Consider the following 15,826-nt stretch of genomic DNA (forward strand, 5'->3'; position numbering starts at 1 on the left):
ACAGTCCGACATTTGCACCGTTCAGGGAGTTGCAACGAAGATGCGATCCACCACCGCCCGTAGGACGCACCCGCACCACGACGCCCCCGACACGACCGAGGCTTTCCGCCGTCTGTGCGCCATGCCCGAGGGCGAGGAGCGGGACGCGCTGCGCCAGGAGATCGTGAACGCCTGGCTTCCGATGGCCGACCGGCTCGCGGGGCGGTTCCGCAACCGTGGCGAGGCCATCGAGGACCTGCGCCAGGTGGCCGCGCTCGGCCTGGTCAAGGCGGTCGACCGGTACGACCCGGACCACGGCTCGGCCTTCGAGAGCTACGCCGTGCCGACCATCACCGGCGAGATCAAGCGTCACTTCCGCGACCACATGTGGACCCTCCACGTGCCGCGCCGCGTCCAGGACCTCCGCAACCGGGTCCGCGCCGCCAGTCAGGAGCTGTCCGCGACCGTCTCCGGCCCCGCCCCGACCGTCGCGGAGATCGCCGCGAAGGCCGGCATGACCGAGGAGGAGGCCCGCACCGGACTGGAGGCACTCGACTCGTTCACGGCGCTGTCCCTCGACGCCCAGCTGCCCGGTACGGGCGACGGGTACTCACTCAGCGACGCGCTGGGCGGCCCCGACGGAGCGCTCGACGTCGTCGTCGACCGCGAGGCAGTCAAGCCGGCCCTGAACAGGCTCCCCGAGCGCGAGAAGAAGATCCTCTACATGCGCTTCTTCCGCGACATGACGCAGAGCAGCATCGCCGCGGATCTCGGGCTCTCCCAGATGCACGTCTCCCGGCTCATCAGCCGCTGCTGTACCCGTCTGCGCGACGAGGCGCTGCGGGACGCCGCATAGCGAGCGCCGCGTGGCGTGACATCAGGTCCATGACCTGGCCATCCGCCATGGAGAACGCCCGCCGGGCGCCCGTACGGAACAGGGTGAGCACCCCCTGCACGGGCCCGGTGGTCCCGGCCCCGTCGACGCCCGGCGCCGTCAGCGGCACGCACAGCAGCGAGGTGACGTCCGCCCGTACGAGCACCGGACCGCCCGACGGGTCGTGACCAAAACCCTCCGTGTCCTCCGGCCGCACCTGGAGGCTCGCGGAACCGCCGCGAGCGGCCTCCAGCACCAGAGGACAGTCGGCCGGGTCCTGCCCGGCCAGGACCTGTGCGAGCGCCTCGTCGCCCGGACCGCCGCCGGGCCCGAGCACCAGGGTGCGCTTGATCGGCCTTCCGGCGACGGCGTCGGCGACCACCCAGTCGGCGAATCGTTCGTGCAGCACCCGTGCCGCGCCGCCCAGGGCCGCCTCCTGGTCCCCGGGCACCACGGACAGCAGCTCGGTCGTCATCGCGTCGACCAGGTCCAGGCGCTCCGCGTGCCGGGTCGTCTCCACGAGATCCGGCAGCGCGGGGCGCCGACGGCCGTCCGCGACGGCCCCCGCGGACGGGGACGCCCCGGCGGAGACCCCGGACTGAAAGAGGACGAGCACCGCCGGATGCGGCTCGTCCGGCGGGCGCAGCGCCGTCAGCGTGGCCAGCAGCCGCTCGTCCGGCCGCTGCTGGAGATGGACGGACAGGCTCCGGTCACCCTCGCCACGCGCCACGGCCGCCGCCTGCGAACGGAACGCGGCCCGGTCCCCGGGGCTCAGGAGCGCCGCCAGCGGGCGCCCCGTCGCATATCCGGCGCGTACGCCGGTGAGTCCCGTCGCGGCGAAGTTCATCCGGCGTACGACGGTGTCTCTGTCCACCAGCGCGACCGGCATCGGCAGCCGCTGGAACAGGGCCTTGAGCAACTGGCGCTCCTGTCGCTCCTGACGGTCCGGGGAGGAGGCGTTCGGGGCGGCCGCCTTCAGTTGCTCGTACCGGGGCCACAAAGTGTCGGCCACGTGCCGGAGTTCGAAGAGAGCCGCGTCCAGGACGGCGAGGTGCTCGTCGGGCGGCAGGGCGCGCGCTGCCCTCAACTCGCCGACCCGTCTGACGAAATCCGCAAGTTCCGCGCCGAAGTCGTCCGTCTGCGTCATACGAGAAAGCTAACGGGTCCAGCGGTTTTGCGGACCGGGTGGCGGGAAGCCGCACTACGAAGGGAGGACTCCCTCATGGTGTACGAGCAGGAGGTCCAGGGAGCGGAACCCGGCTCCGCGGTCCGCAGGCTCTCCGAGCTGGCCGAGCAGTCCGCACGCTGCGCCCCCGCCAGTTGCGGCGCGGTGGCGACCATCGCCGGCGGTGGCTCGGAGCGGCGCGCCACGGCGACCCACCCCGATCTCGCCGCGCTCGCCTCGGTCCAGCTCGCCGTGGACGACGGACCGATCCCGGCCGCGCTCGACCGTGGCGCGCCCGTGGACGCGGAAGACCTGCTGAACGAGGAGCGGTGGCCCGCGTACCGGGCCCTGGCGCTCGATTCCGGCGTACGGGCCAGTGTGACCATCCCCTTCCGCCGTACCGGCATCGAGGTCACCGTCAGTCTCTACAGTTTCCGCCCCGGTTCCCTGGAGCGCGCGGCGTACGGTCCCGTGGGCGTCCTCGGCGAGCAGGTGACCGCCGGGCTGGTCCGCGACCGGCGCTATCGCGAGGCCCTCGCCGAGGTCGACCAGCTGGAGACGGCGCTGCGCTCACGCGCCGCCATCGATCAGGCCAGCGGCATCGTGATGCATGTGCTGCGTTGCGACAGCGCGGAGGCGTTCGCGGTGCTGCGGCAGATGTCCCAGCGGTCGAACCGCAGGCTGTCGGACGTCGCGGAGACGGTCGTCGGGGGTAAGGGGCGTGGCCTGGAAAGCACTCTGGCCCGGCTCGCGGCGCACCCCTAGGATCACCCCTCCCTGTCTCCCGACGTGCGAGGAGTTCCGCGATGAGCGCTGCGACGACCTCTGGGCCCCACCGCTCAGGATGGAGCGGGGTGGACCGCCGAGGCCTGCTGAAACTGCTTGCGGCCACGCCCGTCGCCGCCCAGTGGGCCGCCGCCGCGCCCGCTGCTGCGTCCCCGTCCCCGTCCGGGGCCGCTTCCGCGCCCGGCATCGTCAAGCCGCTTCCGCCCGACGTTTTCACGATCCGCGGCACCAACGCCGAGACCGACGTCGGCGCCTTCGCCGGGACCGGTCGGCTCACCCCCGTCGACCGTTTCTTCGTACGCAACCACACCTCCACGCCGCGGATCGGCGAGGCGGAGTGGAGACTGACCGTGTGGGGCAGCGGGCTGCGCGGCGGCCCGGTCGTTTTCACCTACGGGCAGCTGCGCTCGCTGCCCTCCGTCACCCGCACCGCCTTCCTGGAGTGCGCCGGCAACGGCCGCAGCTACTTCGACACCCAGCAGGGCCGGCCCGTCATCGGCACCCCCTGGACCCTCGGCGCGATCGGCGTCGCACGCTGGAGCGGGGTCCGCCTCGCCGACGTGCTGCGGGTCGCCGGGATCAGTGACCGCGCGGTCGATGTGATGCCGCGCGGCCTGGACGACGAGTTCGTGGCCGGCGGCGCAGGCCTCGGCAGGCCGCGCAGGCCCATGCCGGTCACCAAGGCGATGGACGACGTGATCCTCGCGTACGAGATGAACGGCGAGCCCCTGCCGTACGACCACGGCTTCCCGGTACGCGTCGTCGTGCCGTCCTGGGTCGGTATCGCGTCCATCAAGTGGCTCGGCGACATCGAAGTGAGCGATACGCCGTTGTCCTCGCCCTGGACCACGCAGTTCTACCGGATGTTCGGCGAGGCGTACCCGCCGGAGGGCAGTGCCCCGCTCACCCGGCAGACGATCAAGAGCATTTTCGAGTTCGCGCCGGGCACCGCCTTCGACGCGGGCAGGACCCACCGTCTGACCGGCCGTTCCTGGTCGGCGGCCGCCGCGGTGCGCAAGGTGGAGGTCAGTACGGACGGCGGCGCGCACTGGCGTCCGGCGAAGCTGCGCGACACCCCGCACCGGCACAGCTGGGTGCGCTGGTCGGCGGACTGGCGCCCGCGCCACGCGGGCCCGGCCGAGCTGCTGGCCCGCGCGACGGACGCGGCGGGCAACACGCAGTCGGCCACCTCGGTGCACAACACCCAGGGCTACTTCTTCGACGCGGTCGTACGGCACGGGGTCACCGTGCGGTGAGAGGTGCACGCCGGGGGCGGGCCCCGGTGCGTTCCGGTGGCGCCGGTCCCGGCCGCCGGACGCCCCGCAGGCCCGTTCCGGTGCCCTCTCCGGAGTCGCAGGCCGTCGCCCCGCCGCGGTGAGGGCCCACGGGCGAGCGGCGGAAATCCGGGCCGGTTGGCAGCGCGATCTCGCGGGGCAGACGACCGAGGCCGGGCCCGGGCGCAATCGAGCCCTGCCGGCGACCGAAGGAGGGGCTCCCGGGCTGAGCCCCGCCGGTGCACGCCCCACAAGCGCCGCACGGGAACCACCCGTATAACCGTATACAGGGCCCGGCGATCGGCGTGGAGGTGACCGCATGCAGCGGACGGTCGAGGAAGGGCGCGGCCCCGTCCGGTACGGGCCCGCCGCCCCCGGCCCCGGCCTGCCGGTGCTGCCGGAGCTGTCCGCCGTCCTCGCCGCCGCCGCCGGGCGCACCCACGCCGAACCCCCCGGCGGCGGCCCGGCCCTGTGCGGTGCCGCCGCCGCGTACTGGTGGCGGCGCGGGCTCCACGCCGAGGCGCGGTGCGTGGCGGCCTCCGCCGGCGCACAGCCGCTGCTGTTCGCGCTGATGGCCGCTGTCGGCGGCGACGTGTTGCTGCCGCGGCCCTGCCCCGCCTGGTGGGTGCCGCAGGCCACGATGCTCGGCCGGGCCGCGTACCACGTGCCCACGCCCGCCGAGTGCGGCGGCGTCACCGATCCCTTCGCGCTGCTGGAGACCGTACGACGGGTTCGCGACGAGGGCGGCGATCCGCGCCTGCTGCTGCTCTGCGTCCCCGACGACCCGACCGCCACCGTCGCCCCGCCCGAACTCGTGCACGAGGTCTGCGAGGCGGCGGTCTCCGAGGGCCTGCACATCATCAGCGACGAGACCTGGGGCGACACCTTGCACCGGCCGCAGGAGACGGTGTTCGTCAGCCCCGCCGAGATGTTCCCGGGCCAGGTGACCGTCCTCGCCGACCTGGCGGGGGCCTACACCCCGGCGAGCTGGCCCGTCGCCGTCGCCCGCTGCCCCCTCACCGCGTACGGCGCCGCTCTGCGCGCCAGGACCCTCGATCTGCTGACCGCGATCGGCGCCGTCGTGGCGGGGCCCGTCGCCGAGGCGGCGACGTACGCGCTGGGCGAGCCCGAGCCGGTCGCCGTCAGGCTCAGGACCGCCGCCGCGCTGCACGCGCGCGTGGCCGCCGCCGCACACCGTGCGGTCCTCGCCTCCGGGGCGCTCGCCCGCCCGCCGCACGCGGGCCGCCACCTGTACGCCGACCTCGGTCCGCTGCGTGCCGGCCTCGCCGCCCGCGAGGTCACCGACTCCATGGACCTGGAGGAGTACCTGAGCGCACGGCTCGGCGCCCCGGTCCCCGGCGGCCACCGGTTCGGCGACGAAATGGGCGCGCTGCGCGTGCGGATCGAGACCGCTCCGCTGCTCGGGGCAACCCAGGAGCAGCGTCTGGAGTCCCTCATGGCAGCGGAGCCGCTGGAACTACCGCACGTGGCCCGAGCGTTGAGCACGTTCGGAACGGCCTTCGACGAACTCCGCTGACCCCAAGCCGGTTCACGCCACCGAACGGAGCCCCCCTCGATGACGGAGACGCAAGCGCAGACCGAGCAGCAGATCCCACGCTCCCTCGCCGCCCCCGGCACGCTCTCTCCGCCCCGCCCCCTGGGCGAAATCCGCACCTGGCCCCGGTCGTTCGCCGACCGGCTCACCAGCCCGCTCCCCGGCGTCACGGCGTTCGCCAGACTCGCCCGCGAGGGTGCCCTGCGTCCGGCACCCGAAGGTCTGCGTGACATCACGCTGGTGCCCTTCGAGCCGGGCCCGCTGCCCGCCGCCGACGTCTCCACCCTCGCCGTCACCTGGGCGGGGCACGCCAGTTGGATCGTCCGCACCGGCGGCCTCACGATCCTCACCGACCCTGTCTGGTCGCAGAAGATCCTGGGTACGCCCGCCCGCCTCACCCCCGTCGGCGTCCGCTGGGAGGACCTGCCGCAGGTCGACGCCGTGGTCATCAGCCACAACCACTACGACCATCTGGACGCCCCCACCCTCAAGAGGCTCCCGCACGACACCCCGCTCTTCGTCCCGGCCGGCCTGGCCCGCTGGTGCCGGCGCCGCGGCTTCACCCGCGTCACCGAACTCGACTGGTGGGAGGGTGCCGAACTGGGCGGTGTCCGCTTCGACTTCGTCCCCGCCCACCACTGGAGCAAGCGCTCCCTCACCGACACCTGCCGCTCGCTGTGGGGCGGTTGGGTCATGAGCGACCAACGGGGCCACGGACAGCGCGTGTACTTCGCGGGCGACACGGGCTACGGCCACTGGTTCAAGGAGATCGGTGCCCGCCACCCAGGGATCGACCTGGCGCTGCTCCCCATCGGCGCGTACGAGCCGCGCTGGTGGCTCAGCGACGTACACGCGGATCCGGAAGAGGCCGTGCAGGCGTGCGAGGACCTCGGGGCGGCGCGCATGGCGCCGATGCACTGGGGGACGTTCGTGCTCTCCGCCGAGCCGGTCCTGGAGCCGCTGACCCGGGTACGGTCGGCCTGGGAGGCGGCCGGCCGGGCCCGCGACACGCTGTGGGACCTGCCGATCGGCGGCTCGCGCGTTCTGGAGCCCTGACGGCCCTGAGACGCGGCGTAGCGCGCTGGGCCGCCTCGGCGGCACACCGTGCTCCGGCCGGCGCAGGGGGCTGCCGGCCGCTACGTACGCCGCATCCGGCGCCACACGGCCGGCGTCCCGCTGATCACCAGCGTCAGGGCCACCGCCGCCACCACGCCCTGCCACGGCTCGGGGAAGAGCGATCCGCCGAGGATGCCGATCAGCTGGTACGCCGCCGCCCAGGCGAGACAGGCCGGCACGTCGCCCCGGGCGAACCGGCGCATCGACATCCGTGACAGCAGACACGCCAGCATCACCGGAATCCGGCCGGCCGGAACAAGCCGGGAGAGCACCAGGACCTGGGACCCGTGCTCGTGCAGCTTGCTCCGTGCCTGCTCCAGACGGTCGGGTGCGGCCCGGCCGCGCAGCGCCTCCAGCCAGCGCGAGCCGTTCTTCGAGCGGACCCCGCGCAGGCCGAGCCAGTAGAGACCTATGTCGCCCAGGAACGCGGCGGAGGCCGCCAGCGCGAAGACGACCAGCAGCGCGAACGGGTCGCTGTGATGGAACGCCACCACGGCGGCCGTACTCACCAGTGCCCCGGTAGGCACCACCGGCACCAGCGAACCCAGCAGCACCAGCAGGAACAACGCCGGATAGCCGACCGCCTGCTGGGTCGACTCCGGCGGCACCTGGTCCACCCGGCCCACCACGTCCTGCGCCGTCTCCAGCAGGCCGGAGTGGATCATCGGCGGGCCTCCGGCCGGACACTCTCGCCGTGCCCGAGACGGTGCACCACGACACCCGGAGCGAGCCGCGCCGCATGCCGCGCGAACTCGTCGCCCGGCGAGTGGAACTCGTGCGGCCTGACCCCGTCCATCCCGATCGGCCAGTACGTCCCGTAGTGCACCGGCACGGCCGCGCGCGGCGCGATCCGGGCCAGCGCCTGCGCCGCCCTCCGCGCGTCCAGATGCCCGTGGCCGAGGAAGGGCCCCCAGCCGCCGACCGGCAACAGGGCCACGTCCACGGGCCCCACGGCGTCGGCCATGTCGTCGAAGAGCCCCGTGTCCCCGGCGAAGTACGTACGCGCCTCACCGGTGACGACGTACCCGAGCGCGGGGGCGTGGTGCGGCCCGAACGGCAGCCGCCGCCCGTCGTGCAGCGCCGGAACCGCCCGTACGACCAGATCCTTCACCCGCACCTCCTCGCCCGGCTCCACCTCGGTGAGGGACAGACCCTGAGCGGACAGCCGGCGCAGGGCGGGCACGGCACGCACCGCGCCGCGCGGCACGATCAGTGCGGTGCCGGGCGCGAGCCGGCCCAGCGACGGCAGATGCAGATGGTCGCTGTGCAGGTGGGAGACGAGCACGGCGTCGGCCTCGGTGGCCGCGGGCGGCGGCAGCGCACCACGCCTGCGGCGCAGATGGGCGAGGCGCCGCGCGAAGAGGGGGTCGGTCAGCACCCGGGTCCCGGAGTCCGCGACGGTGCAGGTGGCATGACCCCACCAGGTGATCTCCACCGCCACGAACGGCCTCCTCGCCAGATCCTCGCCCGCCTCGCCGGGGGGCGCCTGCCAGTACGAGCGTAGGCGGTGCCGGGCCGTCCCATCGGAAAAGCGCTTGTGAGCACGTGAAAAGAGCGAGTTGCCCGCCGCTCCTCTCCTTCCCCCTGGGTCTCCCCCTGAGTGCGCCGCGTGCGCCTCCTCGCCGTCGCACAAGCGGAGTAGGGTCTGCGGCGACAACTAGCGTCCCAGGGGGTCGGGTCATGGACGGGATACGAGTGGCGGCCATAGCCAGCCTGACTCCGCTCGAGGAGCTCGACAGTGATCCGTTCCTGGTGGACACCCGCAGTCAGCAGGCGATGTGCGCCCGCTGGGCTGCCGACAAGGGCTACGTCGTCACCCGGCAGCTGCTCTTCTACGGCATGCGCCCGGACCACCGCGCGCTGTGGGCGGACGTCGAGGCGGGCGCCGTCGACCTCTTCGTGGCGCCCAGCGAGCGCGTGCTGGCGCGGGCCGTGACGTCCGTGCGGGAGTTCTCCGCCGAGTGCGAGCGCCGGGGCGTACGCCTCGAGACGGCCGGCCTCGACGAGCCCGCGTACAACGCCGCCATGAAGGCGGGCGTGCACCGGAGACTGTCGATGCCGACGGCCGGTTATGACGGCTGCTGACCGCTACTGAGGCTCCGGCGTACCTCTGACCGCTGCCGTCGTCGATCACCGACGCGCAGGCCCGGGGCACCACGTCCCGCTGTGCCACGCTGGAATGGAAGCGGGCCCCAGGTGCGGCCCGGGACGTGAGGTGGGGACGGCGTGGTCCGACGGCGATGGCGCAGCGCGGGCAGCGCCGTGCTGCGCGTGATCACGGTCTGGGCCGTGTCGACGCTCACGATGCTGGTGCTCGCCGGGATCCTGCCGGACTTCCAGCTCAAGGCGGACGACGGCGACAGCATCACCCGGGTCGCGCTCACCGCCGTCTGGGGCGCGGGCGCGTTCGGCCTGCTCGGCGCGCTGGTCTGGCCCCTGGCCGTACGGGCGCTGCTGCTCGTTCCCGCCCTCGTACTCGGCGTGCTCGTCTTCTTCCTCAACGGCTCGCTGCTGCTCGTCGCGCTCAGCCTCATCCCCGACGGGCGGGGCGAGGCCGACCCCGAGACGGCGGTCGTCGTGGCCGCCGTCATGTCCGCCGTCGCCTCCGCGACCTCCGCCGCCCTCGCGGTACGCGACGACGACGCGTATCAACGCCGGCTCTCCCGGCTCGCCCACCGCCGTGGCAGGCAGGGCGGCGACGACGGACGCAACGGGCTCCCCGGCACGCTCTTCCTCCAGCTCGACGGCGTCGGCCACGACGTGCTGCTCCAGGCGGTCGCCGACGGCCTGATGCCGACCGTCGCGAGCTGGCTCGACGGCGAGGAACCCACGCACCGGCTGACCCCGTGGCGTACGGACTGGTCCAGCCAGACCGGCGCCAGCCAGCTCGGCATACTGCACGGTTCCAACCACGACGTCCCCGCCTTCCGCTGGTACGAGAAGGAGAGCCGGGAGGTCGTCGTCTCCAGCCGCCCCGCCAGCGCGGCCCTGATGCAGCGCCGCGCGATCGCCCGTACCGGGGACGGCGGACTGCTCACCTTCGACGGCGCGAGCCGCGGCAACCTCTTCAGCGGCGGCGCCGACCAGCTCGCCCTCGTCCTGTCGATCGCGGCCCGGCGCGGCAGGTCCAACCGGTCCCGGGCCGGCTACTTCGCGTACTTCTCCGACCCGGCCAACGCCGTACGCACCGCCATCTCCTTCGTTGCCGAAGTCGTCCGGGAGATCGCCCAGTCCACGCGCGCGCGGCTGCGCGGCGACACCCCCCGAGTGAAACGCGGCGGCCTCTACCCCTTCATCCGGGCCTTCGCGACCGTCGTCCAGCGGGACATCGTGGTCGCGGCGGTCCTCGGCGACATGCTCGCCGGACGTACCGCCGTCTACGCCGACCTGGTGGCGTACGACGAAGTGGCGCACCACTCCGGACCGCACAGCACGGACGCGCTGAAGGTACTGGAGCGGCTCGACCGGTCGGTGGAGCTGATAGCGAAGGTCGCCGAGCACGCTCCGCGCGCGTACCGGCTCGTGCTGCTGTCCGACCACGGGCAGAGCCCGGGGGAAACCTTCCAGTCGGCGTACGGGCTCACCCTCGCGAACCTCGTCAGGGCCGGCTGCGGGCTGCCCGTGCCGCGCCGCGCGGCGGGCACCATTAGCGCCTCCGAGGCGCGCGACGCCGTACGGACCGCGCTTCACCGGCCGGTGCCCGACGACGAGGAGGAGCCGGAGCACCCGGAGCCCGGCACCGATCCGGTCGTGCTGGCCTCGGGCAACCTCGGGCTGATCTCCTTCCCCGACGCGGCGGGCCGGGCGACGCGCGAGCAGATCGACCGCCACCACCCGGCGCTGCTGACGACGCTCGCCAACCACCCCGGGATCGGCTTCCTGCTGGTGCGGAGCGAGGAGCACGGGGCGCTGGTGCTCGGCGCCGACGGCGCGGAATTCCGGCTGGACGACGACCGCGACGACGACGGAGACGACGACGGAGACGACAGCGCCGGCGACGAGGGAACCAGCGATCGTGCGGGCGGCACGGGGCCGCTCGCCGTGTTCGGGAAGGGCGCCGCCGACGCCGTACGCAGGACGTCCGGCTTCCCGCACGTCGCCGACATCATGGTGAACTCCTGGCACGATCCGGAGACCGGGCGGGTGCACGCCTTCGAGGAGCAGATCGGCTCGCACGGCGGCCTCGGCGGCGAACAGGCCAGACCCTTCCTCCTTTCCCCCTACACGCTCTCCCCGCCCGTCACCGAGGGGGAGGAGCTGGCAGGCGCGGAGCAGGTGCACGGTGTGCTGCGGCGGTGGCTGCGGGAGTGCCAGGGGCCGCAGGTGCCGCTGGCGGCGGCGGAAGATTCCCAGCCAGAAGTGGAAGCGGAAGGATCTTTTCCGGTTGGTGGGCGCGCCGTACAGGATAAATCAGCCTGATTTGGTGCGCAGTTCCCCGTACCAGAACATGGTCTGGTTTTGGTACGGAGAGAGGCACACCACCCCATGACCACCTTGACCACCCCACCCCCCGAGCTCACAGCGAGCGGCGCCGACGCCCCGAGCAAGCACGCCCGGCGCTTCGGCCTCCCGGTCGCGACCGCCCTGGTCATGGGCAACATCATCGGCGGCGGGATCTTCCTGCTGCCCGCCTCCGTCGCCCCCTTCGGCACCATCAGCCTCGTCGCCTTCGGCATCCTGACCCTCGGCGCGATCGCGCTCGCCCTGGTCTTCGGGCGTCTGGCCGAGAGGCACCCGCAGACGGGCGGCCCGTACGTCTACGCCCGCGAGGCCTTCGGCGACTTCGCCGGCTTCCTCGCCGCCTGGAGCTACTGGATCACCACCTGGGTGTCGAACGCGGCCCTCGCCGTGGCCGCCGTCGGCTACCTCGACGTGCTGATCCCCGTCCACGGCTCGCTCGCCGCCACCCTCACCGCCGCGCTGGCGCTCCAGTGGCTCCCCGCCCTCGCGAACCTGGCTGGCACGCGGTACGTGGGAGCGGTCCAGCTGGTCTCGACGGTGCTGAAGTTCGCGCCCCTGCTGCTGGTCGCCGTCGGCGGCCTCTTCTTCTTCGACGCCTCGAACCTCGGCCCGTTCCAGGCGAGCGGCCAGGGTCCCCTCGGCGCGGTCTCCGCCTCCGCGGCCATCCTTCTCTTCAGTTACCTCGGAGTGGAGTCGGCCGCCGTCAGCGCCGGCGAAGTCCGCGACCCACGACGCAACGTCGGCCGGGCGACGATCCTCGGCACACTCGGCGCCGCGTTCATCTACCTGCTGGGGACGCTCGCGGTCTTCGGCACCGTCGCCCACGACAAGCTGGTCGGCTCCACCGCGCCCTTCTCCGACGCCGTGAACGCCATGTTCGGCGGCTCGTGGGGCGGCACCGCCGTCGCCTGCGCCGCCCTGGTCTCCATGGTCGGCGCGCTGAACGGCTGGACGCTGCTGAGCGCGCAGACGCCGTACGCGGCCGCCAAGGACGGCCTCTTCCCCGCGGTGTTCGCCACGAAGCGGCGCGGTGTCCCGACGGCGGGCGTCCTCGTCACGGCCGTCCTCGCCTCGCTCCTGACCGTCTACAACTACGCGGCGGGCTCCGAGGGCGTCTTCGAGATCCTGGTCCTGGTCACGACGTTCACGGCGACCGTCCCCTACCTCCTGTCGACCGCAGCCCAGATCTACTTCCTCGCCTCGGGCCGCTCGGACCGCGTCAACCGCCCCCGCCTGGTCCGCGACGCGGTCCTCGCCGCCCTGGCCTTCGGCTTCTCGATGTGGCTGGTGGCCGGTTCCGGTTACGCGGCGGTGTACCAGGGCGTGCTGTTCCTCTTCGCGGGCGTCCTGGTCTACGCGTGGATCGCGGCCCGCAAGGCCAGGGCCGACGCCCCGGCCTGACGGGTCTTCGGGCCGGGTGGGACCGCACCCGGCCCCGGCCCGGCCTCAGCCCAGGAGTTCCGCACTGCTCGTCGGCTCCTGCCGGGGCAGGCCATTGAGGCGGTGCCGCTCGATGGAGGAGCGGCGGTACACCTCCTCCCGCACCCGCTGGATCTCGCCGATGGGCCGGTGGTCTTCGCGCGAGCGCCACGGGGTGATCGACGTACCGTCCGCCGCGGCGAGGTTCTCCTCTCCCGAGATGTCCTGGCGGGGGACGGCGATCCGGGCCACCGTGATCCACGGTGAGAGCTGTTCCGGCCACTCCACCGAGGTGTTGTCGACCGGCATGCGCGTCAGATCGGTGTTGAGCTGCACCTGGAGCTCGAAGGAGTGGTCGCGCTCACCTGCCTCCGCCACCAGGGTGTTACGGAACGCCTCACCGTCGGACAGCACGTCGACACCGGTGTGTGCGATGCCCGCCAGTGAGTCCGGCGTGGGGACGGTCCGCACCTTGGCGATGTGATCGCCGTACCGGAAGGCTCCCATGCTGTTGTACGTGTACGAGAAGAGGTTGTTCCGCGGGACCTTGGCGAACGACAGCATCGCGAAGAGCTCGTCCCACAGCCATTCGTCGGCTGTCTCCAACGTGCCCTGGCGGGTGAGGAACTCACCCATCCATGACTTGCGCCGCGCCGGGTCCACCAGCGCGTCGGGGAGTTCGGCGAAGAGCCGCTCGATCACCATGTAGTCGTACGCCGTATTGGCGAAGAACACCCGGTTGTTGATCAGGTTGAGGTCAAAGGTGGCCGCCTCGGCCTCGTCCGTCAGGAGCGACGCGCCGGGCACGCCGAACATCTTGATGCCCATGCCGCAGGCCGCGCCGAGCAGGGAGTCCGCCCGCAGGTGGCCGAGCCCGTTCGAGTAGCGCACGACGGCGTCGTAGGCGGCCGGGGCGGCGAAGATGCCCTGGGCGTACGGCTCGGGCAGTTCACCCACCATGACGGTGGCCTTCACCAGGCCGTACGTCTTGCCGTGTGCCGTGCGGACCGCGCGGCCCACACCCTGGCGCTCGACGGACTCCCGGGTGCGGCGCCCGACATTGCGCACCACTTCGTCGAGTTCGGCCTGGTAGGTGGGGCGCTCGACCGGCGTGTACGACTCGTACCTGACGAAATCCATGACGGCACTCCTTCTTCCGACCCCTGGGGTCTCCTGATGGGCGGCCGGGCGGCCTGCTCAGGGAAAAAGATAGTGCACAACTTAATTGCGCACGATTTAACTGCCTGTGATTGACCCCACGTCGCGACACGTCATCACGTCACAGCCGCCCGTCTCAGCTCAGCCGGTCGACGAGGTCCCGCAGCCGTGTCCTCAGCCCCTCTGCCTCCTCGGCCGACATGCCGTAGCGCTGTCCCATCGCGCCCGGCACCCGCTCGGCCCCGGCCTTCAGCGCCCGGCCCTGCTCGGTCGCCGACACGGTGACCAGCCGCTCGTCGTCCGCCTGCCGCTCCCGCCGCACCAGCCCCGCCGTCTCCAGCCGCTTCAACAGGGGCGAGAGCGTCCCGTAGTCCAGCCCGAGGACGGCGCCCAGCTCCTTCATCGGAACGTCGCCGCGCTCCCAGACCGCCAGCATCACCAAGTACTGCGGATAGGTCAGGCCGAGCTCGGCCAGCACCGGCCGGTACGCGGCCGTCACCGCACGCGATGCGGAGTGCAGCGCGAAGCACAGCTGGTCGTCGATTGCCATGGACCCGGCCGGAGGTCTGATCTCACCCATGTCCCCATTCTCCGTGACCAGCCGGTGCTGTCCGGTCCGGTGGCCCGCACTCGTGGTCCACTGTCCCGGTGGTGTACGTACGCACGGCATCCGTACGGCCGCCTGGCTCACGCACCGGCTTCGAGAACTGGAGGCAGAACACATGACGGCCACGGCCGAGCGCCCCGAGCGGGCTTTCCCCACGCCGAACGGCCTGACCGGCGTAGGCGTTGTTGTCGTCGGCCCCCGCGACCGTGTCCTGCTCGGACTGGGACACGACGGCCGCTGGGAACTGCCCGGCGGCAAGGTCGACGCCGGCGAGAGCTTCGAGGAGGCCGCCGTGCGCGAGCTGGAAGAGGAGACGTCACTGCGCGCCGGAGCCGGCGGCGTCCGCATCGTCGCCGTACTGATGGACGGAGCCCGCGGCGTCACCCGTGTCACGGCCGCGGCGGTGCTGGAGGGCGCCACGGGCACCCCGCGCGTCACCGAACCGCACAAGATCGTGCGGTGGGAGTGGTTCGGGACGGACGAGGTGCCCAAGGACCTCTTCGTGCCGTCGGCGTCCGTACTGCGCACCTGGTGCCCGGAGCTGGACCTCCCGGACGCCCCGGCGCACTGCTATCCGACCGCCCGCTGAACCGGCACCCGGACACCGGCTCCGCCCCCGGCGGTCAGCCGGCCGCGGGGCCCGCGGCCTCGGTGCCCGGCGCTTCGGTGCCCGGCGCCTCGGCGGCGGACGGGTCCAGGATGCGGTTGAGGAAGTTCCGGGTGCGCTCGTGCCGGGGATCACCCACGACCTGCGCCGCCGGCCCCTCCTCCACGATCACCCCGCCGTCCATGAACACGACGCGGTCGGCGACCTCCCGGGCGAAGCTCATCTCGTGGGTGACGACCATCATCGTCATGCCCTCGGAGGCGAGCACCCTCATGACGGCGAGTACGTCGCCGACGAGCTCCGGGTCCAGCGCGGAGGTCGGCTCGTCGAAGAGCATCACCTCGGGCCCCATGGACAGCGCCCGTGCGATGGCGACCCGCTGCTGCTGCCCGCCGGACAGCTGCGCCGGGTAGGCGTCGGCCTTGTCGGCGAGCCCGACGCGCTCCAGGTTCTCCCGGGCCACCTTGGCGGCCTCGGCCTTGCCCCGGCCCAGCACACGCCGCTGGGGCAGGATCAGGTTCTCCGTCACGGTGACGTGCGGGAAGAGGTTGAACTGCTGGAAGACCATGCCGATCCGGCGGCGTACCGCATCGATGTCGACCTCGATGTCGGTGACTTCCGTACCGCCGACGAAGACCTGCCCCGAGCTGGGCTCCTCCAGCAGGTTCACGCAGCGCAGCAGCGTCGACTTGCCGGACCCCGAAGGCCCGATGACGCACACCACGTCGCCACGGGCGACGTCCAGGTCGATGCCGCGCAGGACGTGGTTGTCCCCGAACGACTTGTGCAGACCGCGGATCTCGATCTCGTGCTGTGGCATCTGCT

Annotated in this window: 15 protein-coding genes; 9 read left to right on the plus strand and 6 right to left on the minus strand. The window is 72.7% G+C overall.

All coding sequences use genetic code 11. The features are described from left to right. The first annotated feature begins 40 nt into the window (after nucleotides 1-40). Nucleotides 41-835: an RNA polymerase sigma factor SigF gene (locus ACWIHY_RS02365; RefSeq protein WP_454373665.1), complete on the plus strand. Its 795-nt coding sequence runs from the start codon at nucleotides 41-43 to the stop codon at nucleotides 833-835. On the opposite strand, the gene ACWIHY_RS02370 is transcribed toward ACWIHY_RS02365, so the two are convergent. Beyond that, a complete protein-coding gene (locus tag ACWIHY_RS02370) occupies nucleotides 783-2,000 on the minus strand; it encodes a PAS domain-containing protein (RefSeq protein ID WP_454373666.1) in 1,218 nt (405 codons plus the stop codon). The genes ACWIHY_RS02365 and ACWIHY_RS02370 overlap by 53 nt on opposite strands. 75 nt (nucleotides 2,001-2,075) lie before the next feature. Between ACWIHY_RS02370 and ACWIHY_RS02375 the strand changes: the two genes are divergently transcribed. The 4 genes from ACWIHY_RS02375 to ACWIHY_RS02390 all read left to right on the plus strand — a co-directional run bounded on the left by ACWIHY_RS02375 (nucleotide 2,076) and on the right by ACWIHY_RS02390 (nucleotide 6,689). After that, nucleotides 2,076-2,783: an ANTAR domain-containing response regulator gene (locus tag ACWIHY_RS02375; RefSeq protein ID WP_454373667.1), complete on the plus strand. Its 708-nt coding sequence runs from the start codon at nucleotides 2,076-2,078 to the stop codon at nucleotides 2,781-2,783. Nucleotides 2,784-2,824: 41 nt separating this feature from the next. Further along, a complete protein-coding gene (locus ACWIHY_RS02380) occupies nucleotides 2,825-4,060 on the plus strand; it encodes a sulfite oxidase (protein WP_454373668.1) in 1,236 nt (411 codons plus the stop codon). Nucleotides 4,061-4,397: 337 nt separating this feature from the next. Beyond that, nucleotides 4,398-5,615 (plus strand): aminotransferase class I/II-fold pyridoxal phosphate-dependent enzyme, encoded by a 1,218-nt coding sequence (locus ACWIHY_RS02385; protein WP_454373669.1) that lies wholly within the window; start codon nucleotides 4,398-4,400, stop codon nucleotides 5,613-5,615. A 39-nt stretch (nucleotides 5,616-5,654) separates the two neighbouring features. Beyond that, complete coding sequence (locus ACWIHY_RS02390) at nucleotides 5,655-6,689, plus strand: MBL fold metallo-hydrolase (RefSeq protein WP_454373670.1); 1,035 nt, start codon at nucleotides 5,655-5,657, stop codon at nucleotides 6,687-6,689. A gap of 80 nt (nucleotides 6,690-6,769) precedes the next feature. On the opposite strand, the gene ACWIHY_RS02395 is transcribed toward ACWIHY_RS02390, so the two are convergent. Both ACWIHY_RS02395 and ACWIHY_RS02400 read right to left on the minus strand, forming a co-directional pair. After that, nucleotides 6,770-7,414: a DedA family protein gene (locus tag ACWIHY_RS02395; protein ID WP_454373671.1), complete on the minus strand. Its 645-nt coding sequence runs from the start codon at nucleotides 7,412-7,414 to the stop codon at nucleotides 6,770-6,772. Beyond that, nucleotides 7,411-8,190, minus strand: a complete 780-nt coding sequence (locus tag ACWIHY_RS02400; RefSeq protein ID WP_454373672.1) for an MBL fold metallo-hydrolase — start codon at nucleotides 8,188-8,190, stop codon at nucleotides 7,411-7,413. Before ACWIHY_RS02400 ends, ACWIHY_RS02395 begins: the two co-directional genes overlap by 4 nt. A gap of 239 nt (nucleotides 8,191-8,429) precedes the next feature. On the opposite strand from ACWIHY_RS02400, the gene ACWIHY_RS02405 reads away from it, so the two are divergent. The 3 genes from ACWIHY_RS02405 (at nucleotide 8,430) to ACWIHY_RS02415 (ending at nucleotide 12,611) form a co-directional block, all read left to right on the plus strand. Next, on the plus strand, nucleotides 8,430-8,834 hold the full coding sequence (locus ACWIHY_RS02405) for a hypothetical protein (RefSeq protein WP_454373673.1): 405 nt from the start codon (nucleotides 8,430-8,432) through the stop codon (nucleotides 8,832-8,834). Nucleotides 8,835-9,014: 180 nt separating this feature from the next. Continuing rightward, nucleotides 9,015-11,168, plus strand: coding sequence for a phage holin family protein (locus ACWIHY_RS02410; RefSeq protein WP_454373867.1), 2,154 nt, complete (start codon nucleotides 9,015-9,017; stop codon nucleotides 11,166-11,168). A 66-nt stretch (nucleotides 11,169-11,234) separates the two neighbouring features. Then, nucleotides 11,235-12,611: an amino acid permease gene (locus tag ACWIHY_RS02415; RefSeq protein WP_454373674.1), complete on the plus strand. Its 1,377-nt coding sequence runs from the start codon at nucleotides 11,235-11,237 to the stop codon at nucleotides 12,609-12,611. A 45-nt stretch (nucleotides 12,612-12,656) separates the two neighbouring features. Here ACWIHY_RS02415 and ACWIHY_RS02420 read toward each other — a convergent pair whose 3' ends face one another. Both ACWIHY_RS02420 and ACWIHY_RS02425 read right to left on the minus strand, forming a co-directional pair. After that, nucleotides 12,657-13,769, minus strand: a complete 1,113-nt coding sequence (locus tag ACWIHY_RS02420) for a catalase family protein (RefSeq protein WP_454373675.1) — start codon at nucleotides 13,767-13,769, stop codon at nucleotides 12,657-12,659. 154 nt (nucleotides 13,770-13,923) lie between these two features. Further along, nucleotides 13,924-14,367, minus strand: coding sequence for a MarR family winged helix-turn-helix transcriptional regulator (locus ACWIHY_RS02425; protein WP_454373676.1), 444 nt, complete (start codon nucleotides 14,365-14,367; stop codon nucleotides 13,924-13,926). 142 nt (nucleotides 14,368-14,509) lie between these two features. On the opposite strand from ACWIHY_RS02425, the gene ACWIHY_RS02430 reads away from it, so the two are divergent. After that, nucleotides 14,510-14,983: a nucleotide triphosphate diphosphatase NUDT15 gene (locus ACWIHY_RS02430; RefSeq protein ID WP_454373868.1), complete on the plus strand. Its 474-nt coding sequence runs from the start codon at nucleotides 14,510-14,512 to the stop codon at nucleotides 14,981-14,983. Between the two features lie 34 nt (nucleotides 14,984-15,017). On the opposite strand, the gene ACWIHY_RS02435 is transcribed toward ACWIHY_RS02430, so the two are convergent. After that, the gene (locus ACWIHY_RS02435) at nucleotides 15,018-15,821 is read right to left on the minus strand and encodes an amino acid ABC transporter ATP-binding protein (protein ID WP_454373677.1); all 804 of its coding nucleotides are present in this window, start codon (nucleotides 15,819-15,821) and stop codon (nucleotides 15,018-15,020) included. Nucleotides 15,822-15,826 lie beyond the last annotated feature (5 nt).

The organism is Streptomyces sp. NPDC055287, assembly GCF_053646035.1.